Here is a 25995-nt window from a genome sequence, read left to right on the forward strand (position 1 = left end):
AATTAAAACCAGCCGCATCGCGTTTATCAAGCACCGCTCGCATCATAAACATTACATAACCACCTAAAAAAACAAACAATTATAATAAAACCCATCAAAAAGTAAAAATCTTCCCTGCCGCCTGGAAATTATTTATTTGTTGCTCCCCTGGGGCCCGTGGTGAACTGCTCCGCAGCAAGAATTAATTATCCTCTCCACCCGCAGCGAATAAATAACGCTAATGGAGAGTTCAACTGCATAGTGAGATACCCAATGGATAAAACAGAAAAGATTAATAGTACGGCAATGAATATAATTATGGATGCCGGCGATGCGCGCGCCTTGATTACCGATGCGCTCTCTGCCATTGAACAAAATCAGTTTTCCCTGGCCGATGAGAAAATCACCCAGGCCCAGCAGAAAATAAAAACGGCCCACGGCAACCAGACCGATATTGTGCAGAGCGAAATTCACGGTGAAGTCTTCCCGCCCTCTCTGCTATTTACCCACGCGCAGGATACGCTGATGACCATTAATAGCGAGCTGCTGATGAGCCGTCATTTGCTAAAAATCTTTCGCACCCTTGATAAGCGCATAGGCGAGCTGGAACCACGCAGATAGCGCTAAAACTCCCCGCCCTTTTAACAGGAAACGTTAATGGAACAATTTCAATACACTATCCGCGACGATCTCGGCATCCACGCTCGCCCGGCGGGTCTGCTGGTACGGCTGGCGCTGGGCTTCAGCTCGACCCTGCATATTGCCAGGGACGATCGGCAGGTCAGCCTGAAAAAAATCTTCACCGTCATGGGCCTGAACGTGAAGGTTGGCGATACGGTGACGATCAGCGCCAGCGGCCCGGACGAGCAGCAGGCGATCGCCGCGCTGCACGACTTTTTCCAGCAGCATCTCTGATTAAGTCTTAAGGAAAGTTCATGCAGATCGTAGCAGGTAAAGCCGTTTCATCAGGTATCGCACGGGGACAAATATGGTGCTACCGGCCCGCAAAATCATCCGTCAGCCCGGAGCCCATCGACAATCCACAGCAGGAACTGGCGAAGCTGGAGCGCGCGTGCAGTACCGCGTTGATACAGCTGCAGGCGCTGGAGAATAAGGTCCGTGCGGAAACCGGAGAAGAAACCGCCCAGCTGTTCGCCGCCCATCAGCTGATGCTGCTGGATGACGATTTCCAGCAGGAAATACGCGAGGCGATCGGCGAACAGAAACGCAGCGCCGCCTGGGCCGTAGAGCAGGCCGGAGAGCTGTTTGCCAACCAGCTGGCCGTCATGGAGGATGCCTATTTTCAGGCGCGCGCCGCTGACGTGCGGGATGTATCCGGGCGACTGGTGGCCATTCTCTGCGGCCATCAGGCCTGTGGACTACAGCAGCCCGACGGAGAGGCTATTCTGCTTGCCGACGATCTGACCCCCAGCGAGACCGTACAGCTCGACAGGCAGCGCATCACCGGCATCGTCACCCGCCAGGGCTCAGCCAATTCCCATACCGCGATTCTGGCGCGCGCAATGGGGATCCCCGCGCTCGTCGACCTGGATCTGGCGGAACTTCCCTCCGCGTGGGACGGTCTGGAGGCAGTTATTGACGGCAATCGCGGCCGCATCTGCCTGACGCCCGATGATGAAACGCGTCAACGCTATAAGGAGGAGCTGGAACAGCAGGCCCGACAGCGCGAGATGCTGCTCGCCGCCAAAGATGAACCGGCTATCACGCGCTGCGGACGCCGCATCGCGCTGTACGCGAATATCGGCTCAGCGCAGGAGCTGGCGGCGGCGCTGGACAACGGAGCAGAAGGCATCGGCCTGTTTCGTAGCGAATTCCTCTACCTCGGCCGCGAGGATCTGCCCGGCGAGGAGGAGCAGTTTGCCGCCTATCGCGCCGTTGCCGAAGGCATGAACGGCAAGCGGGTGATTATTCGTACGCTGGATCTCGGTGCGGATAAACAGACCGCAGCGCTGCGCCTGGAGAAGGAAGAAAATCCGGCGCTGGGCTGCCGGGCAATTCGCCTGTGCCTGTCGCAACCCGAACTGCTGATAACCCAGCTCCGCGCGATTTTACGGGCCAGCGCCTGGGGACGTATTGCCATTATGTTCCCGATGGTGGCGTCGCTTTGGGAAGTGCGGGCATTGAAAGCTCTCTACCAGCAGTGTCGCCAGCAGCTGGATGCGGAAGGTATCCCCTATCGGGCGGATATTGAGCTGGGGATCATGATCGAAACGCCCGCGGCCGCACTGACCGGCGACCTGTTAGCGCCGGAGGTGGATTTCTTTAGTATCGGTACCAACGATTTAACTCAGTACACCCTTGCGGTCGATCGCCAGAACCAGGCCCTTGCCCCCTACGGCGATCCGACGCACCCGGCGCTATTACGCCTGATTGAACAGGTCTGCGCCCATGCGCATCAGCATGGAGTATGGGTGGGCGTCTGCGGCGAACTGGCAGCAGATTTAGCGCTGAGCGAATATTTTATTCGTCTGGGTGTTGCTGAACTTTCCGTATCGCCTCCGGGACTCTTGCCGTTAAAAAAAGCGATTCAGCAAATTATTTTGAAATAAAAACATTCACTCAGCGTGATGGCGATCACTTATTTTCATCGTTCACGGCGTAAGTAAATATTTTCACTTCGACAGTGAAACAGCATATTTGAATGCCAGTAATAACGATGACGATAATAAGATGACCCTACATCACAACACTTATATAAAGGTTCATACGCAAATGAAAAAATTAAACGTATTGCTGATTTGTGGCTCAGGAGCATCCAGCGGTTTTCTTGCCGCAAACATTCGCAAGGAAGCGGCAAAGCGCGGACTCGACTGCAGCGTCGTCGCCCGTAGCGAAGCCGAAGTTGAAAGTTTTTTACAGGAAATCGACTGCCTGATGGTTGGCCCACACCTCAAATATTTAATTCCGGAACTGGAAGAGAAAGTGGCAACAATGAACATCAAAGTCATCTTAATGGATAAGTCGTATTACTCCCTGCTGGATGGTGCTAAAGCGTTGGATCATCTTCTTAGCGAATTAAATAAAGGTTAAGCGAGGCATAACCGATATGCAAAAATTTATCGACTGGATGGAGGTGCATTTTGCACCGCCAATGAACAAGGTCAACCGTAATGTTTGGGTTTTAACGCTGAAAGACTCAATCATGCAGGTGCTGCCGATGATTCTGGTTGGCTCGCTGGTAACCGTTTTATCGATTTTGAAAAATTTTCTGCCCTGGTTCCCCAACCTATCGACAATATCCAGCTACACGATGGGACTGATCTCCGTATTTATTGCATTTTTGATTCCATTTAACTATATGGAAAAAAAGAAAATCAATAAAATGCGCTTAATTGCCGGTATGTCCGGGGTTGCCCTGTTTATGATTATTGTCAAACTGCAGGAGGTTTCAGTCCTGCAGTTTAAATACTTTGGCGCTGGCGGGATGTTTGTTTCTATTATTGCCGGGATCTATGTTGCCTTTATTATGGGGATTGCCGGCAGGTATTCATTTTTTAAAGAAGATAGCGCGATTCCAGATTTTGTCAGGGTATGGTTTGATGCGATTATTCCAATCCTGGTGGTCACGGTGACCGGATGGCTGGCGGTATACGTACTGCAGCTGGATCTGTATCAAATATTACTTAATATTTTTATGCCGATCACCAGCTTCGCGCAAACGCTGCCAGGATTTTTACTGATAACCTTTTTAGGCGTGTTTCTCTACTCAATGGGGATCAGCGGCTGGGTGCTGTTCCCGATCACCAAACCTATTTTCCTCGCCGGTATTACCGCCAATATGGCGGCGGTGGCCGCCGGAGGGGTAGCCAAAAACATTGTGACGGCAGAAGTGCTCTATTCCGGGTGGGTGGCGATCGGCGGGATTGGCGCAACCCTACCGCTGGTCATTATGCTGGTCAGATCGAAATCTAAAAGATTGAAAGCGCTGGGGTCGGCATCGCTGGTTCCGGGGATCTTTAATATTAATGAACCGGTTATTTTTGGCGCCGTCGCCTGGAACCCAATATTAATGGTACCGCTGTGGCTGCAGGGCATTATTTTACCGCTCATTACCTATGTCGTTCTCGATATGGGAGCCGTCAATATCCCGGCCGCCGTATTTGATATGTGGTACTGCCCGTTCCCTATTTCGACGTGGATTGTGTCGCAAGATTTAAGCGGGCTGGTGCTGTTCGCCGTTGTGGCGACCGTGAGTACGTTGATCTGGTATCCCTTTTTCAAAATGTATGAAAAACAGCAGGTTGAATCGGAAGCTGCGGCATCCTGAAACAATACTTTATATCCTGTACCCAAACAGCGGCCGGCCGGCCGCTTAATAAAAGGAGTGACCTATTTTGACCAGTAAACGCGTTCCTGATGGATTCCCCAAGAACTTTCTGTGGGGCGGCGCGGTCGCCGCTAATCAATGTGAAGGTGCCTGGCAGGAGGATGGCAAAGGATGGTGCGTGGCGGATATTAACCTTTTCCGTAATGACGTCGCGCTCGACAAAAAATACAACGAAGAGATCACTACCGAATATATCCGCAATGCGATGGCGGATGACCAGGGTGTTTATCCAAAACGTAATGCCATCGATTTTTACCACACCTACAAAGAAGATTTGCAGCTGCTAGCCGCCACCGGGATGAACGCTTTCCGTACCTCGATTAACTGGTCGAGAATCTATCCTAACGGTGACGATCGGGTCGCCAACGAGGCCGGACTGCAGTTTTACGATAATCTGATCGATGAGATTATCGCCAACGGCATGGAGCCGGTGATTACTCTCTCCCACTACGAAATGCCGCTGCATCTGACCACCGCCTATAGCGGCTGGTATTCACGCGAGCTGGTTGATTTCTTCGTACGCTACTGTGAGACGGTCTTTACCCGCTATCAGCACAAGGTGAAGTACTGGATTATCGTGAATCAGATTAACCTGATCGTTCATGAGTCATTCAACCACCTCGGGATTGCGGAAGATAAAGTCGCCAATCTTCATGAAGCAAAATATCAGGGGGTGCATAACGAGATGGTCGCCTGCGCAAAAGCCACCGAGATTGCGCGCCGTATCAACCCGGAATTTCGTATCGGTATGATGTTTGCCGACGGTATTAGCTACCCGGCGACCTGCAAACCGGAAGACGTGCTGGCGACCGTGCGTCGCAATCAAATGGAGTATTTTTACGGCGATGTGCTGCTGCGGGGTCGCTATCCGGGATATGCGTTCCGCTATTTTGCCGAGCATAATATTCAGCTGCATTTCTATCCCGGCGACGAAGAGGCTTTACGCAATACGGCCGATTTTCTCGCCATCTCATACTACTACACCCGCATAAGCGACGCGCAGAGCGTGCTGAAGCATAAAACGTCCTACCCTAACCCCAATATTCAGGCCAGCGACTGGGGATGGGGCATCGACCCTATCGGCCTGCGCACCAAGCTCAACCTCTACTGGGATCGCTATCAGGTTCCTATCATGATTGCCGAAAATGGGATTGGCGCATTCGACAAGAAAGAAGAGAATGGCGAGGTTAATGACGACTATCGCATTGATTATATGAGTACTCATCTGGCGCAGGTGAAAGAAGCGGTTCGCGACGGCGTTGACGTCATGGGCTACTTCCCCTGGGGGCCGATTGATATCGTCAGCTGTTCCTCCTCGGAGATGAGCAAACGCTACGGCTTTATCTATGTTGATTTGGACGATTACGGCCGGGGTAGCGCCGCGCGGAGTCCGAAGAAAAGCTATAGCTGGTATCAGCGGGCGATTGCCAGCCACGGTGAAGAGCTTTGATAGCATCAGAGAAACCCGCATTGCTGGCGCTGGGCGCCGGCATTTGCTGGGGTACGTCAGGCGTAGTCATGCGCCATCTTGGCGCCTGTGGCTTCACGGCGGCCGAAATCGGCGCCCTGCGCCTGACTGTTGCCGCCGCGGCGGTGAGCCTCATTGCGCTGCGCCGCCCCGGCGGAATGCGTATCCATCTGCGCCAGCTTCCCTCGCTGGCGATGATGGGCGCTGGCTGCCTGTTCTTCTACTCGCTGTGCTACGTGCTGTCGGTACGGGAACTTTCGCTCTCGCTAACCGCGGTGCTGGTTTATACGTCGCCGGCCATCGTCATGCTGCTTTCGGTCCGGGTATTTCATGAACCGCTGACGCCGCGTAAAACGGCGGCGCTGGGGTTAACGTTAGGCGGGATCTGCCTTGCGGCCGGTATCACCCCCGCGGCTCAGCACTATTCCGCGCGCGGGATCGGTTTTGGTCTTCTCGCCGCGCTGCTGTATGCGCTTTACGCCGTGCTGGCGAAGATAGAGGCGCGGCGCGGCAATCCGCTGACGGTGACCGCCTGGTGTTTTATCTTCGGCGCCGCGGCCGCGCTGTGTGCGATCGATATACCTCATGGGCTTGGCATCCTGCGCGCGGCGCCCGGGTCGGCAGTCTGGATAGCCGTTATTGGCATACTGAATACGGCGCTACCCTATCTGCTTTATACTCAGGCGGTCGGCCAGGGGGAAGCGAGCAAGGCGGCGATGATGGCCTCGATAGAACCGGTAGTGGCTACGCTGTCAGGAATGATATTTTTCCATGAAACGCTGGGGCTGTGGGCATGTTTGGGCATGCTGTTGACGATCGCAGGACTCATGGTGATGAACCGCTCGCCGCGGCGGGAAGGCTCCCTATCGGCAGGCTCAGGTCCGCGCTGAAACGCGTCAGACAAACAGGAGAGGAAATGCAAAACAAGCATCTGAAACTGCTGCGGCTGTTTCTCGACGGCGCTGACGCGCAAACCGCACAGATGCTGGCTATGAACATGGCCGTCAGCGATCGCAGCGTGAAGAACTACATCGCCGAGATAAACGCAAATGAGCCCGGGCTTATCCAGTCCTCGCATCGCGGCTATGCGGTGGATAAGGAGCGCATCATGCGCGTACTCTCCAGCCATGCCCATAAAATGCCGCAAACGCCGGAAGAGAGAATTAACTATCTGTTGACCCAGCTCCTCAACAGCCGGCAGCCGGCGGCGGAATTACCCGACCTGTACGGTCTGAGCGATGTGCTGTGCGTCAGCTATGAAACCGTCAAAAAAGATCTGCTGCTGGTGAGAAAAAAACTGAAGGACTTTAATCTGTACCTCACCGTGACCAACGATTGCCTGGCGGTTGAGGGGCTGGAGCAGGACAAACGAAGGATGTTCTCCAGCATTCTGTACGCGGAATTTAGCGCAAATATCCTCAGCCTGACGGAAATCGGGCGGATATTTCCCCGCTACGACATCGACCAGCTGGTCTCTATTCTGGTCGAGTCGTGCAAATCCTGGCACTACTTCATCAATGAGTATGCGTTGCTAAGCCTGGTGCTGGATGTTGTTATCAGCATTGACCGTATTCGTAACGACCACACCTTTAATCCGTGTTCCGCCACCTCGCCCGCTGCCGGTGAAAGAAAATATGATGAGCGCGAAACCACGCTGGCGCGTCACGTCATTAACGAAATTGAGCAGCACTTTGAGGTGATTTATAGCGAACAGGAGGCCGAAGCCCTCACCGTGGTCCTGCTCAGCAGCCTTATCAGAATCGACATGGACGAAATCCACGCCGGCAATATCGAGATGCTGGCCGGCAAAGAGTGCATGGAGCTGGTGGCGATACTGTGCAAAGAAATGCGGCGCTATGATTTTATTGATGGCGACAGCGAGCAGTTCCTGGTGCGTTTCACTATCCATATTAAAAATTTGCTGGTGCGGCTTCAGCATGGGCACGTTACGCGTAATCCCTTGACTGAACAGATTCGGACATCCTGTCCGCTTATTTTTGACTGCGCGGTGGCGATTTCGGAAAAAATTCGCCAGGCCACCGGCTTCACCGTGGACGAGCATGAAATTGCCTATATTGCGCTGCATATTGGCAGCATTTTGGGCAACCAGATCGCCGGACAAAATAAGGTGAGCTGCGTGCTGCTGGTGCCGCACTATCATAACCATACCAACCAGCTGATATCGCAGATTGACAGCCTGTTCGGCCAGCAGCTTATTATTCGGGCGATCGTGACCTCCTATGAAGAGTTTGCCAACCTGCCGGCGCCTGACTTTCTGATCTCCACGCTGCGGATCCCGCAGACCCTGATGGAATGGGTCTATATTAATCCGTTCCTGACCGACAGGGATATTTCGGCCCTGCAGTATAAAGTCGAGCGCGTGCGGCAGAAGAAGAAACGAGCCCGGCTGCTGGAAAACCTGCAGCTAATCTCCAACGAAAAGCTGTTTTTCCATAATCCACCGCTGGCGGATGAAAACGAAGCGATTCCGTTTATGGCGGATGCGCTGCACCGTCACGGCTACGTGGATGCGGATTTCGTGCACGATGTTTTCCAGCGGGAGCACAACTACTCCACCACCTTTGGCAATATCGCCGTTCCGCACTCAATGAAGATGAATGCGGACAAAACCGGGCTCTGCGTCGTGATTAGCGAAAAAAGCTTTCCGTGGGGCAATAATATGGTCAACGTGGTGCTGCTATTTTCGATTAATCAGGCCGAAAGAGCCCTGTTCTACGATATTTTCGATAACCTTATCGTATTGCTCCTCGAGCCGCCGAATTTGAAAAAGGCCAGCGAATGCCGTACGTGGCAGGAGTTTGTCACGACTATTATTGAGTGTTTTTAACGCCATTATTTGCCGGCTGCCGGCCATAACCCCTCTTTGCCCAACTAAAATCGGTAACTTTTTTAGTTGGCCGTGTGGTGCAAAAACGACTCTGGCTGCGAATCGCCTCGCCGGGTTCGCCTGCCGCCGTTATTCCCCCATCCAGCAGAGCGGGAGCGTCCAACGATCGGGGGCGTGATAAAGCGACCTCCTGTTGGTGATGTACACGATCGGGTTGCTGCTTCAAAACGATAATGCGGTCAGATAGATAGAGCGCTTCGTCAAGTTTCCAGCCCGCTTACGATAGCCGGCAGCGCGGCGGGAAGCGTAATACGCCTCCTGCTGCCTTTTTACGCCCTTGCACGATAAAACCCGCGCTTTGCTCCGCGTCTGGCCCCTCTCTGACTCAAAACCCGCTAAATCAGCTTAGAAAATCAAACGGACATCACATTAAGCCGCGCTTTACCGGCCAGCGGTCGAAATTTGTGAAATCGATCATATTTGTATTATTGAATTATTGTCATACAAGATTATAACTTCTTTACTACAAAAAACGATCGTGCAGTTATCGGCCTTTTAACAAGGAGTCAGCTATGTCTTCCGGCGTTGAACAGTATCGAATCTACGCAATCCGCTATGCCCATCACCATCGGATGGCGCGGGACAACTTTATCGGCGGCGATCTCCATGATGGCCCGATGCCCATCGACTACTTCATCTGGGTGATCCAGAACGACGCCCGCACCATCGTGCTGGATACCGGCTTCGATGAGCAGATGGCGCAGCAGCGCGGGCGCACCATCATCCATCCGATCGCCGAAGGCCTGGCGCAAATTGGCGTCGATCCGGCAAGCGTCGCCTACGTCATTATCAGCCACATGCACTACGACCACGCCGGTAACCACGCCCTGTTCCCGGCCGCGACCTTTCATCTGCAGGATCGCGAAATGGCCTTCTGCACCGGGCGCTGCATGTGCCACCAGGAAGTTCGTCACCCCTTCGACGTGGGAGACGTAAAAGCGATGATCGATAAGCTGTTCGTCGGCCGCGTCCGCTTTCATAACGGCGACGGCCAGCTGGCGCCGGGCATTACCCTGCATCGCACCGGCGGCCACTCTGACGGCCTGCAGATCGTGCGCGTCAATACCGCCCGCGGCTGGGTGGTACTGGCCTCGGACGCGGCGCACTTTTACGCCAATATCGAGCAGGGCCGCCCCTATCCGGTGGTGTTCAACGTTGGCGATATGATGGAAGGCTACGACATCGTCAAACGCCTGGCCGACTCCGCCGACCATATCGTTCCCGGTCACGATCCCCTGGTTCTACGCCGCTACCCGGCATTCTCCGCCGAAACGGAGGAATGGATCGTCCGCGTCGATCGGCAGCCGCTGCCGGTTTCTTCATGCTGAAAAGGAGCATCCCATGATCGTTGAAATGCGCATTTACCACTGTATGCCAGGCCGCCTACCGGCGCTGCTGGAACGTTTTCGCCATACCACCCTCGGTTTCTTTGAGAAATACGGTATTAAACAAATTGGTTTCTGGACGACCGCCGTCGGCGAGAGCAACCACACCCTGACCTATCTGCTGAGCTGGGAAGATATGGCCGAACGCGAAAAATGCTGGAATGCGTTCCAGGCCGACGTGGAATGGCAGGAGAAGCGCGCGGAGAGCGAGCGTCAGCAGGCCATTGTTTGCCGTATCGAAAATAGCTTTCTGCTACCCACTGATTTTTCGGCGCTGCGCTAGCGCCGTCGTTTCTGTCGTTAAGAGAGGTTGACGTGAAAAGTATCCACACCGTGGGATTTATTGGTTTAGGCATGATGGGAACGCCCATGGCCACCTGCCTGAGCGAGGCGGGCTACGCCCTGCAGCTGCATGACGCCGATCGGTCGCGCGCCGGCGCGCTGGCGGAATCCCTGCGCGCCGGACTGCTGTCGGCGGACGGCGCCGCCGGCCTGGACGTGCTCATCACCATGTTGCCCAACTCCGACATCGTCGAGGAGGTGCTGTTCGGCCAGCGGTGGGCCGAACGCCTGCCCGCTGGCGCGGTGGTCATTGATATGAGCTCCTCCGTGCCGTCCCGCTCGCGGGATCTGGCGCAGCGCCTGCAGCAGCAGGGCTTACATTATCTCGATGCCCCGGTTTCCGGCGGCGTCAAGCGCGCGGAACAGGGCAAGCTGGCCATTCTGGTTGGCGGCGAGGAGGAGGTGCTAGCCCGCTGCCAGGCGCTGCTCTCGGCGATGGGCAGCTCCGTCCTGCATATCGGCTCTGCCGGCAGCGGTCACGCGGCGAAGGCGCTGAATAACTATGTTTCCGCCGCCGGGCTGACCGCCACGGTGGAAGCGCTGCAGGTTGCCCGCCGTTTCGGTATCGACCCTCAGGTGATGACCGATGTGCTAAACGCCTCCAGCGGCCGCAGCAACACCTCAGAAAACAAGGTGAAACAATTTATGCTGAGCGGCAGCTACGCTTCAGGCTTTGCCCTGAAGTTAATGGATAAAGATCTGCAAATCGCCAAAGGGCTGGCCACCGCGGTCGATTATCCGCTGCGCCTCGGCGAGCAGTGTATCGATCTCTGGCACCAGTGCGCGGCAACCGTATCGGCCAGCGCCGACCATACGGAGATGTACCGTTTGCTGGACGATAACGCGCCATCCACAGGAAGCTGACCATGTCCCATACCACACAGTTTTATATCGATGGCGGCTGGGTTGAGCCCGTCGCGCCGCGCTGGTTCACGGCGATCGACCCGACCACCGAACAGCCCATTTGTCAGTTAGCCCTCGGGAATGTGCAGGACGTCGATCGGGCGGTCGCCGCCGCGCGCCGGGCCTTTCCCGGCTGGGCTGAAACCGCAGTCGCCGAACGCATCGCGCTGTTAAAACGCATTCTGAGCGGGTATCAGCGCCGCTACGACGAATTTGTCGACGCGATTCATCGTGAAATGGGCGCGCCGCGCGCATTCGCCCGCGACGGGCAGGCGGTACGCGGCGTAGCCCATCTGGAGACGCTGATTGCGGTGCTGGAAAATTTCGCCTTTGAAGAACGGCGCGGCAGCACCCGCCTGCGCCTGGAGCCGATCGGCGTTTGCGGGCTGATAACCCCCTGGAACTGGCCGGTGAATCAGGTGGTGGTGAAAGTGCTGCCGGCGCTGGCGGCGGGCTGCACCATGGTGCTGAAGCCCAGCGAATACTCTCCGCTCAGCGCCCTTCTGCTTGCCGAAGTGCTGCATGACGCCGGAGTGCCCGCCGGGGTATTCAACCTGGTCAACGGCGACGGCCCCGGCGTCGGCGCCGCTCTGGCGGCGCACCCGGACGTAGAGATGGTTTCGTTTACCGGCTCGACTCGCGCCGGGATCGAAGTCGCCAGGCTGGCCGCTCCGGGCGTCAAGCGCGTGGCGCAGGAGCTGGGGGGTAAATCGGCCAATCTCCTGCTGGATGATGTCGATCTGGAAAACGCCGTGACCCGCGCGGTCGCCGCCTGTTTTACCAATAGCGGGCAGTCCTGCTCAATCCCGACGCGTTTACTGGTCCCTCGCGCCCGGCTGGATGAGGTCAACGCCATCGCGCGGCGGGCCGCCATGCAGTATCGCTCGGGGCCCGGCGACGATGATAAACCCCGGCTCGGCCCGCTGGTCAACCGCACGCAGTTTGACCGCGTTCAGCAGCTCATTCAGCGCGGCATCGATGAACGGGCGGAACTGCTGATCGGCGGCACCGGCAGGCCGGCAGGCGTCGAGAAAGGCTACTACGTGCAGCCGACGATTTTCAGCCGGGTGACTCCGGACATGACCATTGCCCGCGAAGAGATTTTTGGCCCGGTGCTCTGCATCCTGCCCTATGACGATGAAAACCAGGCCATCGATATGGCCAACGGTTCCGACTACGGCCTGGCCGCCTACGTGCAGTCTGGCTATCCCGAACGCGCGCGGGCGATTGCCCGGCGGCTGCGCGCCGGCCAGGTGCATATCAACTATCCCCCCGCGGATTTTCACGCTCCCTTCGGCGGCTATCGCCGTTCCGGCAACGGACGCGAGTGGGGAGAGGCCGGCCTGCGCGAGTATCTGGAGGTGAAGGCGATGATCGGCTATCACCCGGCCTGATCGGCCAAAAAATTTTAGCCATTTTTAGTGTCATACAATCATACGAAAAATGAGGAGTCGTTCCTCAAGGAGGCATGATGGAAGAGAGTGAACTGTTTCAACAAGGCTTTGCGAACCGCAAAGAGGTTTTAGGCGAGGCGCACGTGGATAAATCCTGGGCCAGCGCCGACGACTTTAACCGCCCCGTCCAGCGGCTGGTGACGGAGTTCTGCTGGGGACGGGTGTGGGGTGATGAGACCCTGCCGTTTAAAACCCGCAGCATGCTCAACATCGCCATGCTGACCGCGATGAGCCAGCACCATGAGCTGGCGGTTCACGTCCGCGGCGCGCTCAACAACGGCGTCAGCAAGGCCGAGATCCAGGCCGTGCTGATGCAAACCGCCGTGTACTGCGGCGCGCCTGCCGCGCTCGCCGCGTTTCGCGTCGCCAGCGCCGCCATTGGCGAATGGGAAAAGGAGAATATACCCCGGACATAGCCACGCATTCTGACCCTACGCATTCACCGCCGCAGGCGGTGAGTTCCCTACGCCAAACGCGCCCTGAGAGGCGCGAACAAAGCAGGAGACAGACATGGTAAGCATCGGTGCCAACCAGGCCGTCACTGAAATGGAACAACAACAATCACACGAAGAGAAGCGCAAGAGCGCCGTGCGCGGCGCGTTCTTTTCCGAATATATCGACATGTTTGACATCTATCTGCCGGTGGTTGCGCTGTCGCCGGTGCTGTTTTATTTCCAGCCGCCAAACCTCTCCAGCGGCACGGCCACCATTCTGGCTTCGCTGGTGTTTATCACCACCCTGCTGGGCAGGCCGCTGGGGGCGCTGATCTTTGGCATCGTGGCCGACAAGCTCGGGCGGCGCAAAGCCTCCATCTATTCGGTGTCCGGGTTTGGGGTCGTCACCTTCCTGATCGCCCTGCTCCCGGGCTACGAGACGCTCGGCCTCACCGCCTATGTACTGCTGGTGCTGCTGCGCTTTATTGACGGCATCTTTCTCGGCGGCGGCTATACCGGAGCCATGCCGCTGACCATCGAGTACGCCAAAAAAGAGCAGCGCGGCTTTGTCGGCGGGCTGATCATCGCCGGTTTCCCGGCCGCCTATGTGACCATCAACTTAATCACCATGCTGATGTTCTTCCTGTTCCCGCTCGACGGCATCCACTCGCCGTATGCGCAGTGGGGCTGGCGTATTCCGTTCATCATTGGCGCGCTGCTGGCGGGCGCTCTCGCCCTCTATTATGTCCATAAGGTGGCGGAGTCGGAGGTCTGGCAAAGCGAAGAAGGCGCGGTGAAAGAGAAGCTGCCGCTGCGTGATTTGATTAGCGGCAAAAGCGCCCGCAACCTGCTGCAGGTGTTGATTATGATGACCGGCTTCTGGTTAACGCAGAATATCGTCACCATCTATCTGCCGACCGGCCTGCTGATCAATACCCTGCATCTGAGCGGCTTCGAAATGACCGCCACGCTGATGCTCACCTACCTGGTGCTGTTCTTCAGCTATATCGGCGCCGGCCTGCTGGGGCAAAAATATGGCCGCCGTCGCTTCTTTATCGTCGTCGGGCCGCTGATTGCCACCGTTGGCGCCGCCATCCTCTATTTCCTCAGCAGCGTGCCGCATCTGCCGCTGTGGGCGGTGATGACGCTGGTCTGCCTGCTGGCCGTGCTGGTGACCTCCCCCTGGGGAGTGATCGTAACCTATATCAACGAACGATTCGTGACCGATGTCCGGGCGACCGGCTTTGGCGTGGGCTTCAGCCTGTCGGTGATCCTGCCGTCGTTTTACGCCTTTTACATGAGCTGGCTAAGCGCCCTGATGCCGCTGGCCCTGACCGCCGTCTGCCTGCTGGTGCTCGGCGGCGTGATTGGCATGGTGGGCGCCCTGATGGGGCCCGAAACCAAAAATGTCGATTTCAGCGCACACTAATCACAATCACAGGAGAAAAGTGATGTCCGGTAAAAAGTTAGGTTTTATTGGTTTAGGCAACATGGGAGGACGCATGACCCGTTGCCTGGTGGACGCCGGTATCGAGGTGCTGGGGTTCGATCCCCAGCCCGGCGCGGTGCAAAAAGCCGGCGCCCGCGAAGCACGGGACGTTGGTCAGGTGGCGGCGGAGTGCGACCTGATCCTGCTGTCGCTGCCGGATAGCAACGTCGTTGAAAAGGTGATGCTACAGCCAGAGGGGCTGCTTACCCATTGCCGCAGCGGGCAGATTATCGTTGATTTGAGCACCGCCGCGGCGGCCTCAACCGTGCGCCTGCACGACCTGCTGCGGGACAAAGGCGTAGCCTATATCGACGCGGGGATCTCCGGCGGCGCCGCGGCGGCGGAGAAAGGCCAGCTGACGCTGATGGTCGGCGGCGAGGAGGCCGCCATTCAGGCGATTGAGTGGGCGTTCGCCCCCATCGCCAGCAAAGTGGTGGTCATGGGGGCCAGCGGCGCGGGCCACACCACCAAGCTGCTGAATAATTTCCTCAATGCGGTCAGCCTGGCGGCAACCGCCGAGGTGATGGTCGCCGGTAAAAAGGCCGGTCTCGATTTACCGCGGCTGCTGGAAGTGCTGAACAGCAGCAGCGGGGTGAACTTCGCCACCCTCAACCGCTTCCCGCGGATCGTGCAGGGCGACTACCTGGAAGGCGGATTAACCGGCAAGCTGATGACCAAAGATATCGTGCTATATACCGATCTGCTGCACCAGCTCGGCGTAACATCGTTAAACAGCGCCGGGCCGCTCGCCAGCTTCGGTCTGGCCACCGCGCTGGGCTACGGCGATGCCATTAGCAATCGCGTGGTTGACGCCATCGGCGATATTTCTGGCGGTATCCGCCTCTCTTCTTCCGATAACTGATACGGAGCACATTATGCGTATTTTTCATGGCCGCGAAGCGAACTTACCTTCCGAAAAACGGGGAGCCACCTTCACCGGCGAGGTCTGGGCCGATGTGGTGATGCCGGCAGCCGACGGGATCACCATTAACAACGTCTTTTTTACGCCGGGCGCACGCACCTTCTGGCACACCCACGAGCAGGGGCAGATTCTGCAGGTCACCGCGGGTAAAGGCTGGATTTGCGTGGCCGGAGAAAGCGCGCAGCCGATCCGCGCGGGCGACACCGTATGGATCCCCGCCGGCGAACGCCACTGGCACGGCGCGGCGCAGGATAGCTATATGCTGCATACCGCGACCTCGATCGGCAAAACCGGATGGCAGGACGAAGTCACTCAGGACCAATACGAACAGTCAACACGTTGATAGAGGGCGCAATGAATAATAGCCAACCCGATTTACGCCAGCAGGTGCTGGATGCGCATCACTACTGGGAAGAGGGTCAGGATGCGCTGCTGCGTCTTGATGCCGGTTTCCTGCAGGCCTGGCACCAGCTGGCCTGCGTGCCGTTAAGAAAAAATCATCTGGAAAACAAAGTGAAAGCCATGGTCGCGCTCAGCGCCAGCCTGGCCTCGACGCATATTTATCAGCCGGGGATCCGCCGCCATATCGACGTGGCGCTAAGATACGGCGCGACCCGCGAAGAGCTGGTGGAAATCCTCGAGCTCACCAGCACGCTGGGGATTCACGCGGCCAATATTGGCGTCCCCCTGCTGCTGGAGGTGCTGGAGGAGGAAGGGCTACGCCAGGGGCCGGCGCCGCTGAGCGAGCGTCAGCAGGCGCTGAAGGCGAGCTTTGTTGCAAATCGCGGCTACTGGCACGCCTCATGGGACGGTTTGTTAGAGCTGGATCCAGATTTGTTTGAATACTATATCGAATTTTCATCCGTCCCCTGGCGAACGGGCGTACTATCACCCAAAGTTAAGGAACTTATCTACTGTGCCTTTGACGCCTCGGCCACGCATCTGTATGAGCAGGGTCTGAAGCTGCATATGCGCAACGCAATCGGCTACGGCGCCACGAAAGAAGAGATTATGGAAGTGCTGGAGATCGTTAGCCTGATAGGTATGCACGGGGCGGAAGCGGCGGCGCCGCTGCTGGAACAGGCGCTGAACCAGCGCTGAATAGCTGAGTCACAGCAGGGCAACTTGCTGTGACTTAGAAAGATGTGGTACAAATTGCGGTGTCTTTTGTCATACAGGAATACAAAAATGAACACGGAGATGAACTTAGTCCGGCCGAATACCTTGCGCCGTCAGGTGGAAAATGCCCTTCGTGAAGCCATCATGTCCGGTCGCTTTCATCCCGGCCAGCGTCTGATCGAACGCGAGCTGTGCGAAAATCTCGGCGTGAGCCGTACCTCTATCCGTGAGGCGTTACGCCAGCTGGAAGCGGAAAAACTAATCTGCATCGTGCCGCATAAAGGCCCCACCGTCGCCAGTATCTCCCTGAAAGAGGCCGAGGAGCTGTATGCGCTGCGCAGCGTGCTGGAAGGGTTTGCCGCCAGAGAATTTGCGCTGCAGGGCAGCGACGCCAGCATCGCGCAATTCGCTCAGGCCGCGACTCAGCTGCGCGCAGCCGCCGAGACGGGCCAGCAGGAAGAGGTCCTGCGTGCCAAAACCGCCCTGTATGACATCATTTTTGATAACTGTAATAACAGCCTGGTGAAAGAGATCCTCACCAGCTTGCATTCGCGGGTGAACCTCCTGCGCGCTACCTCGCTGATGGAGCCGCATCGTATGCCGTCCAGCCTGGCGGAGATCGATCGGTTAGCCCAGGCGCTGCGCGATCGGGATGCCGAACAGGCCCAGGCAATTGCCTCTTTACACGTCAATAATGCCTGCCAGGTGGCGCTGCAGATGCTGCGTCGTCAGAGTGAAGAGTAGCCGGCACGGCGGCATCCGCCTGCAGATCCATCAATGAACGGCGCATGCCGGCTTCCGGCGCCTCATGGTTTCATAACGATACGGCCAAGCGGTTTTGCCGTCTCGGCGAATTCGTGAGCCTCGGCAGCGTCGGCCAGAGGGAATATGCGGTCGATGACAACCTTGATACGCCCTGCTGCTACGGCCTGCAGCATATCGTCCACGCTTGAGCGAACTTCGGGCCTTGCAAAAAGAGGTCCCATAAATACCCCCATCAGCGTCTGGTTAGACTGCATTGGCGGCCACAGATCGACGGTCAGGCTACCACCGCCCGCATTACCGACGAAGACCAGACGTCCTTGCTCAGCGAGTGCCGAAAGGGAAGCAGACAGCGTCGTCCCAACGGGATCGATGACGAGATCAACGCCGGCGCCGTAGGTGAGCTGTCGGACGCTCTCCACCACGTTATTCTCAGCCCGATCCACAACATGGTCGGCACCAAGTTCAAGCAGCCGGCCTCTGCGCTGCGTGCCGCTCGCCACGGCGATGACCGTCGCGCCCGCCTGCGAGGCCAGCTGGACGGCGGCGAGCCCCACTCCACCGGCCGCCGCCTGAATAAGGACGGTTTCTCCATGCCGGAGCATGCCGCGGGTGAAAAGACAGTGATGCGCGGTGGCAAAAGAGATCGGTAGCACCGCCGCTTCTGCCGCGTCCACGCCATCGGGTATCAGCCACGTTCGTTCCGCGGGCACGGCCCAACGTTCCGCATGGGAGCCCTGCATGTTAAAAGCAGTAACTCTGTCCCCAACCGCCCGGCTACGGACGTTCGCTCCGACGGCAACCACCGTGCCCGCGGCCGCGTAGCCGACGATCCATGAAGGACAAGGCGGCGGGGTTGAACGGCGGTTGATCAGATCTCCCCCTTCAATCGAGATGGCCTCGACAGAAATCAGGACATCGTCAGGCCCGGCGACCGGCTCGGGGATATCGACATATTTCAGGACGCCGGGAGCGCCTTCCGCGTCATAAACCGCTGCTTTCACAAGTCTTCCTCCGTATCTCTGACCGCTCGGCAGTCACAACCGCCGCTCGCTGTCGCCTGGCTCCGTAACGCTTAGGGCAGCCTGGCAACCACCTTAATCTCAAACTGGAATCCGTAAAGCCATGTCACGCCGATCCCGGTCAACGTGGGATAAGGCGCTTCCCCCCAATATTCGGGCAGGACGCTCCAGATAGCGTCGAGGTTCGACTCAGGATCGACGACAAAGAGGGTGACGTCAACCACATCACCGAACGTACAGCCCGCAGCCGCGAGAACGGCATTAAGGTTATCGAATGCCAGCCCGATCTGCGCTTTTAGATCCGGTTCAGGGGAACCATCCTCGCGGCTACCCACCTGCCCCGAAACAAACAAGAAACCGTTAGATTTGATGGCCGGTGAATACCGATTGCGCTCATACAGCGCCTGCCGACCGATGGGAAATACTGCTTCGCGTGCCGTCATGTTTGTACCTTTGCTATGGGGCAAAATCTGCCCGGTGAACATAAAGACACTGTACAGCAGCCGGATCGGGCGGATAAACAGGCGACTTTGTCCATCATTGTTTGTAAAATCCAAACAATCTGTGAAAAGAGAGGATTAAGGAATGGATCGTTTCGATGCGATGCGTGCCTTTGCTCGCGTGGTGGAAGCAGGCAGCTTCACCAAGGCTGCCCAAACGCTTCATATGAGCAAAACCACGGTGACGCAGCTCATTCAGCAGCTGGAAGCGCGCCTGCGCGTCAGGTTGCTCCATCGCACCACCCGCAGGCTCAGCGTCACTCCCGATGGAGCGGTTTACTACGAGCGCGTCATCCGCCTGCTGGCGGACATGGAAGATGCTGAAAACAGCCTGTCCAGCGCGGCGATTACGCCCAGGGGACGGCTACGGGTGGATGTGCCCAGCCCGCTGGCCCGCCTCGTCCTGGTGCCGGCGCTACCTGATTTCCACGCACGCTACCCTGATATCCAGTTCGACATGGGCGTGAGCGACCGGGTGGTGGATCTGATCGGCGACAACGTGGATTGCGTCTTGCGCGGTGGAGAAATCAACGACCAGTCCCTGATCGCACGCCACGTCGGCGATTTGCAAATCGGCGTCTACGCCGCACCGAGTTATGTGGCACGCCTTGGGGCCCCTGCGCACCCGCGAGAGCTGGAAAACACCGACCACCGCATAGTCGGATTTTTTTCCTCACGCACCGGTAAGATTGATCCTCTGGTACTGCGCCGTGAAAGTGAACATATTGAAATCACGAGCAGCTATGTGCTTGCCGTGGATGATGGCAATGCTTACCTCGAGGCTGGGTTAGCTGGGTTAGGAGTGATTGCGCTGCCAATCTATATGGCGGCAACGCATCAGGCTGGCGGCTCTTTAATTCCGCTATTTACGCAATGGCGTATAAATTCAATGCCCCTGCACCTGGCGTTTCCGCCGAACCGCCACGTCAACGCCAAACTGCGAGTTTTTATTGACTGGATCGTTGAATTGATGGTAAGCGTTCAGCGAGTGCCGTATTGACGGCTATTTATTGGTGAGATCCACGTTCCAGGGCAGAAGTTCAGCCACTTTGTTGCTGGGCCACTCCGGCAGAACGCTCAGGATATGGCGTAGGTAAGCCTCCGGGTCGATGCCATTCAGCCTGCACGTACCGATCAGACCGTACAGCAGGGCTCCACGCTCACCACCGTGATCGCTCCCGAAGAAGATATAATTTTTCTTGCCAAGGCAGACAGCTCGCAGCGCGCGTTCTGCCACGTTGTTATCAGGCTCTGCCAGGCCATCATCGCAGTAGTAGCACAGCGCATCCCACTGGTTCAGGGCATATGCGAACGCCTCCCCCAACCGGGATTTTTTCGACAGCGTTGCGCTTTTCTCCTCCAACCACACATGCAGGGATGCCAGCAGCGGCTTACTCCGGGACTGCCTGGCTGCCAGCCGCTCAGTTGCCGGGAGGCCGCGTATTTCCTCTTCTACCGCGTACAGTTCACCGATACGTTTCAGGGCTTCCTCTGCTGTGACCGTCTGAGTACTTATATAGACGTCGTGGATTTTTCGGCGCGCGTGAGCCCAGCAGGCTGCTTCTGTTAGCGGGCCGCCGTCACGCTCTGCACTGAACAACCTGTCGTAACCAGCGAAGGCATCGGCCTGCAGAACGCCATGGTAATGGCGAAGATGTTGTTGAGGATGTTTCCCCTGCCGATCCGGCGAGAAGGCGAACCACGCTGCGGGCGGGTCTGACGACCCCGCGTTCCGGTCATTGCGAACGTACGTCCAGATGCGCCCGGTTTTCGTCTTCTTTCTGCCCGGTGCCAGTACCGGCACCGGAGTGTCATCCGTATGCAGTTTGCGGCAGTCCATCACGTAGCGGTAAAGAGCCTCATCCAGCGGGACCATCAACCGGCAACAGGCATCCACCCAGTTGGAGAGCAGAGCCCGGCTCAGATCCACGCCCTGACGGGCAAAGATTTCGCACTGGCGATATAGCGGCAGGTGTTCACAGTATTTGGCCGTTAACACCCGGGCCAGCAGACCCGGACCGGCGATACCCCGATCGATAGGGCGTGATGGCGCAGGCGCTTCAACGATGCAGTCGCATCGGGTGCAGGCCTTTTTCACCCTGACCGTGCGGATCACTTTCAGAGCGCTGGAGACCAGCTCCAGTTGCTCTGCGCTGACTTCTCTGAGGTATGCCATATCGCTGCCGCAGTCCGGACAGCAGGTTTCGGCGGGCTCCAGCCTGTTTATTTCGCGTGGAAGATGGTCAGGCAGAGGACGGCGATGGCGCGACTGTCGAAGCTGACGCGGAACCTGCTGATCGTTATCCCGGCCGTTGTAACGATCGCTTTGCTGCTCCTGCTGTTTCAGCAGGGCTTCGGCGTCTTCAACCTGTCGGCGAAGTTTTTCGGAGCGGGTACCGAACAGCATCCGCCGTAGTTTTTCTATCTGTGCCCGCAGATGCTCTATTTCGCGCTCTTCGTTCTCTATTTTCTCTTCTGCGCGGGCCAGCGCAGAACGCAGGAACGACTCAGTCTCTGCAACGAGGCTGAGCCGACTGTCTTTCTGGCGAAGCGCGTCTTCCAGCGCGGCGATACGGGCGATATAGTCCTGACTCATGACCTCATTTATAATGCGGTCATGCTCTTTTTACAACATTGTCAGTGAGTTAAGTCGGGCTGTTTTTGGCTGACGCCAGTCCAGCTTATCGAGGAGCATGGCGAGTTGTGAGCGGGTGATGGCGATTTTACCCTCGCGTACAGCAGGCCAGATGAACTGGCCTTCCTCCAGCCGTTTGGTAAACAGGCACAGACCGTCAGCATCAGCCCAGAGGATCTTCACGGTGTCACCTTTGCGGCCACGGAAGATAAACAGGTGCCCGGAGAACGGATTTTCATCAAGTGCATGCTGTACCAGCTCGCCCAGTCCATTGAACGATTTACGCATATCCGTGACGCCAGCAACCAGCCAGATACGGGTGCCTGACGGGAGGGATATCATTGGCTTCTCCCGGTCAGCTCGCGGAGCAGCACGGCCAGCAACTCCGGTGACGGGTTCTCAAGCGTCATTTTGCCGTGGCGGAACTCGACGCAACAGGAGGAGGCGTTCAGCGCTGAGAACTGAGCTGGCTCAGTGTTCATCCTGCCAGATGGAGTCGGATCAGGTACAACCTCAACAGGTAGTATCGTTGGTAGTGATGAAGTCACTACGGTAGCCGGAAGGCGGCGCGATATGCGGCCTTCATTCTGCCAGAGCCGCAGCCATTTGAAGATGACGTTATCATTAACGCCGTTTTCACGGGCAATCTGAGCAACGCAGGCGCCGGGACGGGAAGCCAGTTCAACCATACGGAGCTTGAAGTCATTCGAATAATTCTTGCGGGGTTCTTTTCGCCAGTATTGGGATTCCATACTTAGATGTCCGTCTGTAACAAGTGGGCGTCTAAGTTACCAGTACTGGTTTAATGGCTACATACGGCACTGGGTTTACGCTTACAATTGATGCAGCAGCATGCCCCGTATTGCAGCAATAAGTAACGACATCCCAGCCCGCTAATTCGCTCCGGCAACGGTATCGGTATCAGTCGCTATGCAACCGACCAAGTCCGAAGGCGGCGATCGGTACGGTACGAATCCGTTGACTTACGCAAGCGCGCTGACTACGTCCGCAAATCTTTTTAGCGCAGGGCGGGTCGTTTTTTTTACGTGAATGGCTTAATGAGACCAAAGCAAAAAGGGGCTACCTTTCGGTAACCCCTTCTTTTATTTGGCGGAAGCGTAGAGATTCGAACTCTAGAACCCTTTCGGGTCGCCGGTTTTCAAGACCGGAGAAAAAGACATATTAATCAATGATATAGCGTAATTAGCTGGTATATTTGGTATTTTTTCTTGGCTCTATTTTCAATAAGTTAGACACTTTCTCGCACATAGTATACCAACAATATTTAGATCCCTTGCTATACAGGACAGTCGTCCCGACGCAGATCGTTAACGGAAAACGTAACCACGCCGAAGACCTCGACTCCATCACCCTCGATCGCCTCACCGTCTCTGGTGATAAACGAGCGCCCCATTATCCGACCGAAATCGGTCATGCCGTCGTAGCGGATTAGCAGATAATCTCCCTGCCCTGGGTGCAGAGACATATCCAAAATTGCATAACCGGAGTCTGTTTTAACAAACCGTGAGTTGCCATCCACCTGGCACAGTTTCGTGACGGTGAGTGTATCCTCGATGTAATCAGCAGCTGGCGACGGAAAGCCCATATCATAGCCCTCCGTTCGGGTTGTAGAGCTGAAACGTACGGTCGTCGCCTTCCTGGGTGGAGACGTCGCGGAACGTCGTTGATCTTGACCCGCCATCTCCGGACAGCTTTTGTATCTTAAGTTAACGATGCCCGCTGCCGCCGGTACTCTCTCGGAGAGTGATATCCCAGCGCACTGTGCGGGTGATTTTCATTCTAGTGATTGAACGCCGCTGCAAGGTTCTGTAGCGCTGTTCCCACATCTGGTTTTGGCATGAACGCGATGTAATCTTCCTTCATCGTTTTCACGAACCGTTCGGCCATGCCGTTACTTTGTGCGCTGCTCACCGCTGTTGTACACGGCTCCAGATTCAGTTCTCGCGCGAACTTCTTCGTTTCATGCGCGGTGTACGCTGAACCGTTATCTGTCAGCCACTGCACTGGTTTACCCGGCAGCGTGCTACCGAAGCGCCTTTCCACTGACCTCAGCATCACATCCTGTACCGTTGAACTGTCGTAGCCTCCCGTGCTCGCTGCCCAGTCTATGGCCTCCCGGTCGCAACAGTCCAGTGCGAACGTCACCCGAAGCTTCTCGCCGTTGTCACAACCGAACTCGAAGCCGTCTGAACACCAGCGCATATCGCTTTCCGCTACCGCGATTTTGCCTTTATGCTCCCGCTTCGGACGCTCTGGTTTATCACGCAACAACAGCAGATTATGTTCGCTCATTATCCTGTAAAGCCGTTTGGCGTTCACCGGTGGAAGTCCCTCTACACGGCGTTGCTTACGCAGGATACCCCACACCCGCCGGTAACCGTAGCTGGGCATGTCGCTGATGATGCCGAGGATCTCCGACAGTATCTCTGCATCAGCTTCGTCATTACGCCGGTTGCTGCGCCTGTCCTGCCAGTCGGCAGAGCGGCTCACCCGCAGTGATAACTGCGCACGCGACACGCTCATGGTGCGACTAACCAGAGCTATTCCCCGTCCTTTGGCAACAAGGGCGCGTGCGCTATCCATTTTCGCGACTGGCCGTACTCCACCGCTTCTTTGAGGATCTCAACTTCCATCGTCTTCTTACCCAGGAGACGCTGTAGTTCCCGGACCTGTTTGAGTGCAGTCGCCAGCTCCGAAGCCGGAACCACTTCCTCTCCGGCCGCAACGGCGGTGAGGCTACCTTCCTGATATTGCTTCTTCCATTTAAACAGCAGACTGGGCTGAATACCGTGCAGACGAGCAACGTGGGAGACATTCATACCCGGCTCCATTGTTTGCTGGATGATGGCAATTTTCTCTTGCGGAGTCTTACGCTTACGGGCTTCTTGCCCTAACAGGATCCCGGTCATCTCAAAATTAACATGGTTGTTAGACATATATTTAAGCCTATCTCTTATCTGGAGATACAGCTACTGTCCGGTGTTTCAGGGGGCTACATCAGTCGCGGAACGTCGTCACATATCCCTCTATCCACTGATTGGCCTGTCGTGGTGACCAGTGCCAGTTATACCACTCAAGCTCCTGCAGAAAACGCCTAGTGGTAAGGATACGCCGACCGTTAGGCTGTATCTCGATCGCATTGCGGCAGGCGACCTCAATTTCGTACAAACGCGGCATGATCTGGACCTCTCAATGATACTGTTTTTATATACAGTATTTTTATCGATGGTTTAGATCAAGAGAGGTTGCGCCTATCAATTTCCCGACCTGACATAACGTATTGATAATCTGAATGATATGTTGAAGAAAAATAAAAAATAATTTCTTGGGAAAAATTGAAGAAAAATTTAATTACAGACTTAAATTTTAAACTTCACACTCACCCACTGGCGCTAAAACTCTGCCAGTGGGTGATTTAACTGTTTTACTTAATCTTTAGAGCCTATCCCAAAAGGAATTATCGTATAATACGTTACGGTAATTTCTGAGGGGGAATGTATGGCGGGTAGCAAGTGGCAGATCAGCGACGAACTATGGGAAAAAATGGCTCCACTCATCCCGGAGCATAAAACCAGCCACCCACTGGGGACTCATCGTAGACGCGTTGATAACCGTGCTGCCATGGATGCCATATTCTTCGTCCTCAGGACCGGTTGCCAGTGGAACGCCCTGAACGCCACCGGGATATGTTCATCGAGTTCTGCACACCGACGCTTCCAGGAATGGCGCGATGCGGGAGTCTTCGAACGCTTCTGGCAGAACGGTTTGCTTGCCTGCGAACATCTGGACGGCATTGACTGGTCCTGGCTGTCGATGGACGGCTGTATGACCAAATCGCCATTGTCAGGAACAAAAAAACAGGCCGTAATCCCACGGACAGAGGGAAACAAGGCGTAAAGCGTAGCCTGCTGACAGACGCCAACGGGCTTCCTCTGTCGCTGGTTGTTGCAGCAGCGAACACGCACGATATCAAACTGGTTGCAGATACGCTCGATGCACTTCAGACGGGGCGTCCGGGGCAAAAACTCAGACTCTGCCTGGACAAAGGTTACGAAGCTGGCTGGCTGAAAACGTATCTACAGAGCCGCCGCTACGAGCCGCATATCCAGTCCCGTAAAGAGGAGTCTGATGCAGGTAAAAACACCGACTTCAAAGCCCATCGCTGGGTTGTCGAGAGGACTCATAGCTGGATGAATCGCTTTCGCCGGGTTCTGACCCGATGGGAAAAGAAGGCCGAAAATTACGAGGCCATGTTGCATTTTGCCTGCGGCATCATTGTCTGGAACAAAATCCTATTGGGATAG

The 25995-nt window shown here is 56.3% G+C and carries 27 protein-coding genes and 2 pseudogenes; 20 read left to right on the forward strand and 9 right to left on the reverse strand.

Annotation, left to right across the window (positions count from 1 at the left end; translation table 11 throughout):
• The first annotated feature begins 285 nt into the window (after positions 1-285).
• The 18 genes from AC1M2H_RS17710 to AC1M2H_RS17795 all read left to right on the forward strand — a co-directional run bounded on the left by AC1M2H_RS17710 (position 286) and on the right by AC1M2H_RS17795 (position 17495).
• Positions 286-600 carry a PTS lactose/cellobiose transporter subunit IIA gene (locus tag AC1M2H_RS17710; protein WP_480148401.1) on the forward strand — a complete coding sequence of 105 codons (315 nt, stop codon included), beginning with the start codon at positions 286-288 and terminating at the stop codon, positions 598-600.
• 36 nt (positions 601-636) lie between these two features.
• Positions 637-894, forward strand: a complete 258-nt coding sequence (locus AC1M2H_RS17715; protein ID WP_480148402.1) for an HPr family phosphocarrier protein — start codon at positions 637-639, stop codon at positions 892-894.
• A gap of 20 nt (positions 895-914) precedes the next feature.
• Complete coding sequence (ptsP, locus tag AC1M2H_RS17720; RefSeq protein WP_480148403.1) at positions 915-2549, forward strand: phosphoenolpyruvate--protein phosphotransferase; 1635 nt, start codon at positions 915-917, stop codon at positions 2547-2549.
• Between the two features lie 163 nt (positions 2550-2712).
• Positions 2713-3030, forward strand: coding sequence for a PTS sugar transporter subunit IIB (locus AC1M2H_RS17725; protein ID WP_283825124.1), 318 nt, complete (start codon positions 2713-2715; stop codon positions 3028-3030).
• A 16-nt stretch (positions 3031-3046) separates the two neighbouring features.
• Positions 3047-4267, forward strand: a complete 1221-nt coding sequence (locus AC1M2H_RS17730) for a PTS sugar transporter subunit IIC (RefSeq protein WP_283825123.1) — start codon at positions 3047-3049, stop codon at positions 4265-4267.
• 67 nt (positions 4268-4334) lie between these two features.
• A complete protein-coding gene (locus AC1M2H_RS17735; protein ID WP_480148404.1) occupies positions 4335-5777 on the forward strand; it encodes a glycoside hydrolase family 1 protein in 1443 nt (480 codons plus the stop codon).
• Positions 5774-6685: a DMT family transporter gene (locus AC1M2H_RS17740; protein WP_480148405.1), complete on the forward strand. Its 912-nt coding sequence runs from the start codon at positions 5774-5776 to the stop codon at positions 6683-6685. Before AC1M2H_RS17735 ends, AC1M2H_RS17740 begins: the two co-directional genes overlap by 4 nt.
• A 26-nt stretch (positions 6686-6711) precedes the next feature.
• A complete protein-coding gene (locus tag AC1M2H_RS17745; protein ID WP_480148406.1) occupies positions 6712-8643 on the forward strand; it encodes a BglG family transcription antiterminator in 1932 nt (643 codons plus the stop codon).
• Between the two features lie 572 nt (positions 8644-9215).
• The gene (locus AC1M2H_RS17750; protein WP_480148407.1) at positions 9216-10031 is read left to right on the forward strand and encodes an N-acyl homoserine lactonase family protein; all 816 of its coding nucleotides are present in this window, start codon (positions 9216-9218) and stop codon (positions 10029-10031) included.
• A gap of 13 nt (positions 10032-10044) precedes the next feature.
• Entirely contained in the window at positions 10045-10371 is a 327-nt protein-coding gene (locus tag AC1M2H_RS17755; protein WP_480148408.1) for an NIPSNAP family protein, read from the forward strand.
• Positions 10372-10403: 32 nt separating this feature from the next.
• The gene (locus tag AC1M2H_RS17760; protein WP_480148409.1) at positions 10404-11294 is read left to right on the forward strand and encodes an NAD(P)-dependent oxidoreductase; all 891 of its coding nucleotides are present in this window, start codon (positions 10404-10406) and stop codon (positions 11292-11294) included.
• Positions 11295-11296: 2 nt separating this feature from the next.
• Complete coding sequence (locus AC1M2H_RS17765) at positions 11297-12727, forward strand: aldehyde dehydrogenase family protein (protein ID WP_480148410.1); 1431 nt, start codon at positions 11297-11299, stop codon at positions 12725-12727.
• Between the two features lie 77 nt (positions 12728-12804).
• Positions 12805-13203, forward strand: a complete 399-nt coding sequence (locus tag AC1M2H_RS17770; RefSeq protein ID WP_480148411.1) for a carboxymuconolactone decarboxylase family protein — start codon at positions 12805-12807, stop codon at positions 13201-13203.
• Positions 13204-13297: 94 nt separating this feature from the next.
• Positions 13298-14650 carry an MFS transporter gene (locus AC1M2H_RS17775; RefSeq protein ID WP_480148412.1) on the forward strand — a complete coding sequence of 451 codons (1353 nt, stop codon included), beginning with the start codon at positions 13298-13300 and terminating at the stop codon, positions 14648-14650.
• A complete protein-coding gene (locus tag AC1M2H_RS17780) occupies positions 14628-15572 on the forward strand; it encodes an NAD(P)-dependent oxidoreductase (RefSeq protein WP_480152300.1) in 945 nt (314 codons plus the stop codon). Before AC1M2H_RS17775 ends, AC1M2H_RS17780 begins: the two co-directional genes overlap by 23 nt.
• 13 nt (positions 15573-15585) lie before the next feature.
• The gene (locus AC1M2H_RS17785) at positions 15586-15975 is read left to right on the forward strand and encodes a cupin domain-containing protein (protein ID WP_241721831.1); all 390 of its coding nucleotides are present in this window, start codon (positions 15586-15588) and stop codon (positions 15973-15975) included.
• Between the two features lie 11 nt (positions 15976-15986).
• Positions 15987-16733, forward strand: coding sequence for a carboxymuconolactone decarboxylase family protein (locus AC1M2H_RS17790; protein WP_480148414.1), 747 nt, complete (start codon positions 15987-15989; stop codon positions 16731-16733).
• 87 nt (positions 16734-16820) lie between these two features.
• Positions 16821-17495, forward strand: a complete 675-nt coding sequence (locus AC1M2H_RS17795; RefSeq protein ID WP_480148415.1) for a GntR family transcriptional regulator — start codon at positions 16821-16823, stop codon at positions 17493-17495.
• A gap of 62 nt (positions 17496-17557) precedes the next feature.
• Here the strand turns inward: AC1M2H_RS17795 and AC1M2H_RS17800 are convergent, their stop codons facing one another.
• The gene (locus AC1M2H_RS17800) at positions 17558-18517 is read right to left on the reverse strand and encodes a quinone oxidoreductase family protein (RefSeq protein ID WP_480148416.1); all 960 of its coding nucleotides are present in this window, start codon (positions 18515-18517) and stop codon (positions 17558-17560) included.
• A 71-nt stretch (positions 18518-18588) separates the two neighbouring features.
• The gene (locus AC1M2H_RS17805) at positions 18589-18978 is read right to left on the reverse strand and encodes a RidA family protein (RefSeq protein ID WP_480151978.1); all 390 of its coding nucleotides are present in this window, start codon (positions 18976-18978) and stop codon (positions 18589-18591) included.
• A gap of 142 nt (positions 18979-19120) precedes the next feature.
• Between AC1M2H_RS17805 and AC1M2H_RS17810 the strand changes: the two genes are divergently transcribed.
• The gene (locus tag AC1M2H_RS17810) at positions 19121-20035 is read left to right on the forward strand and encodes a LysR family transcriptional regulator (RefSeq protein WP_480148417.1); all 915 of its coding nucleotides are present in this window, start codon (positions 19121-19123) and stop codon (positions 20033-20035) included.
• A gap of 3 nt (positions 20036-20038) precedes the next feature.
• On the opposite strand, the gene tnpC is transcribed toward AC1M2H_RS17810, so the two are convergent.
• From tnpC to AC1M2H_RS17845, 7 genes and pseudogenes are all read right to left on the reverse strand, one after another.
• Positions 20039-21631 (reverse strand): IS66 family transposase, encoded by a 1593-nt coding sequence (gene tnpC / locus AC1M2H_RS17815; protein ID WP_480148418.1) that lies wholly within the window; start codon positions 21629-21631, stop codon positions 20039-20041.
• A gap of 30 nt (positions 21632-21661) precedes the next feature.
• The gene (tnpB, locus tag AC1M2H_RS17820) at positions 21662-22012 is read right to left on the reverse strand and encodes an IS66 family insertion sequence element accessory protein TnpB (protein ID WP_191939720.1); all 351 of its coding nucleotides are present in this window, start codon (positions 22010-22012) and stop codon (positions 21662-21664) included.
• Positions 22009-22422 carry an IS66-like element accessory protein TnpA gene (gene tnpA / locus AC1M2H_RS17825; RefSeq protein ID WP_480148419.1) on the reverse strand — a complete coding sequence of 138 codons (414 nt, stop codon included), beginning with the start codon at positions 22420-22422 and terminating at the stop codon, positions 22009-22011. The genes tnpB and tnpA overlap by 4 nt, the downstream gene beginning before the upstream one ends.
• Before the next feature lie 545 nt (positions 22423-22967).
• Complete coding sequence (locus AC1M2H_RS17830; protein ID WP_480148420.1) at positions 22968-23276, reverse strand: S24/S26 family peptidase; 309 nt, start codon at positions 23274-23276, stop codon at positions 22968-22970.
• A gap of 1 nt (position 23277) precedes the next feature.
• Positions 23278-23355: pseudogene (locus AC1M2H_RS17835) on the reverse strand (DNA polymerase V); the annotation flags it as partial.
• Positions 23356-23392: 37 nt separating this feature from the next.
• Positions 23393-24600, reverse strand: a pseudogene (locus AC1M2H_RS17840) (IS3 family transposase).
• Positions 24601-24688: 88 nt separating this feature from the next.
• Positions 24689-24868, reverse strand: coding sequence for a DNA polymerase V (locus AC1M2H_RS17845; protein ID WP_480148421.1), 180 nt, complete (start codon positions 24866-24868; stop codon positions 24689-24691).
• A gap of 321 nt (positions 24869-25189) precedes the next feature.
• On the opposite strand from AC1M2H_RS17845, the gene AC1M2H_RS17850 reads away from it, so the two are divergent.
• A protein-coding gene (locus AC1M2H_RS17850) for an IS5 family transposase (RefSeq protein ID WP_480147878.1) occupies positions 25190-25995 on the forward strand; the annotation gives its coding sequence in 2 pieces (ribosomal slippage) (positions 25190-25540 and positions 25543-25995; 804 coding nt in all).

The sequence above is a fragment of the Klebsiella sp. F11 genome (assembly GCF_056712265.1).

Excerpts from the sequence above, each read along its gene's own strand:
- AC1M2H_RS17795 (WP_480148415.1), top strand. The coding sequence starts at position 16,821 with ATGAACACGGAGATGAACTTAGTCCGGCCGAATACCTTGCGCCGTCAG.
- AC1M2H_RS17830 (WP_480148420.1), bottom strand. The coding sequence starts at position 23,276 with ATGGGCTTTCCGTCGCCAGCTGCTGATTACATCGAGGATACACTCACC.
- AC1M2H_RS17715 (WP_480148402.1), top strand. The coding sequence starts at position 637 with ATGGAACAATTTCAATACACTATCCGCGACGATCTCGGCATCCACGCT.
- AC1M2H_RS17775 (WP_480148412.1), top strand. The coding sequence starts at position 13,298 with ATGGTAAGCATCGGTGCCAACCAGGCCGTCACTGAAATGGAACAACAA.
- AC1M2H_RS17755 (WP_480148408.1), top strand. The coding sequence starts at position 10,045 with ATGATCGTTGAAATGCGCATTTACCACTGTATGCCAGGCCGCCTACCG.
- AC1M2H_RS17805 (WP_480151978.1), bottom strand. The coding sequence starts at position 18,978 with ATGACGGCACGCGAAGCAGTATTTCCCATCGGTCGGCAGGCGCTGTAT.
- AC1M2H_RS17725 (WP_283825124.1), top strand. The coding sequence starts at position 2,713 with ATGAAAAAATTAAACGTATTGCTGATTTGTGGCTCAGGAGCATCCAGC.
- AC1M2H_RS17765 (WP_480148410.1), top strand. The coding sequence starts at position 11,297 with ATGTCCCATACCACACAGTTTTATATCGATGGCGGCTGGGTTGAGCCC.
- AC1M2H_RS17785 (WP_241721831.1), top strand. The coding sequence starts at position 15,586 with ATGCGTATTTTTCATGGCCGCGAAGCGAACTTACCTTCCGAAAAACGG.
- AC1M2H_RS17710 (WP_480148401.1), top strand. The coding sequence starts at position 286 with ATGAATATAATTATGGATGCCGGCGATGCGCGCGCCTTGATTACCGAT.
- tnpC (WP_480148418.1), bottom strand. The coding sequence starts at position 21,631 with ATGAGTCAGGACTATATCGCCCGTATCGCCGCGCTGGAAGACGCGCTT.
- AC1M2H_RS17770 (WP_480148411.1), top strand. The coding sequence starts at position 12,805 with ATGGAAGAGAGTGAACTGTTTCAACAAGGCTTTGCGAACCGCAAAGAG.
- AC1M2H_RS17780 (WP_480152300.1), top strand. The coding sequence starts at position 14,628 with ATGTCGATTTCAGCGCACACTAATCACAATCACAGGAGAAAAGTGATG.
- tnpB (WP_191939720.1), bottom strand. The coding sequence starts at position 22,012 with ATGATATCCCTCCCGTCAGGCACCCGTATCTGGCTGGTTGCTGGCGTC.
- AC1M2H_RS17790 (WP_480148414.1), top strand. The coding sequence starts at position 15,987 with ATGAATAATAGCCAACCCGATTTACGCCAGCAGGTGCTGGATGCGCAT.
- ptsP (WP_480148403.1), top strand. The coding sequence starts at position 915 with ATGCAGATCGTAGCAGGTAAAGCCGTTTCATCAGGTATCGCACGGGGA.
- tnpA (WP_480148419.1), bottom strand. The coding sequence starts at position 22,422 with ATGGAATCCCAATACTGGCGAAAAGAACCCCGCAAGAATTATTCGAAT.
- AC1M2H_RS17750 (WP_480148407.1), top strand. The coding sequence starts at position 9,216 with ATGTCTTCCGGCGTTGAACAGTATCGAATCTACGCAATCCGCTATGCC.
- AC1M2H_RS17745 (WP_480148406.1), top strand. The coding sequence starts at position 6,712 with ATGCAAAACAAGCATCTGAAACTGCTGCGGCTGTTTCTCGACGGCGCT.
- AC1M2H_RS17810 (WP_480148417.1), top strand. The coding sequence starts at position 19,121 with ATGGATCGTTTCGATGCGATGCGTGCCTTTGCTCGCGTGGTGGAAGCA.
- AC1M2H_RS17845 (WP_480148421.1), bottom strand. The coding sequence starts at position 24,868 with ATGCCGCGTTTGTACGAAATTGAGGTCGCCTGCCGCAATGCGATCGAG.
- AC1M2H_RS17730 (WP_283825123.1), top strand. The coding sequence starts at position 3,047 with ATGCAAAAATTTATCGACTGGATGGAGGTGCATTTTGCACCGCCAATG.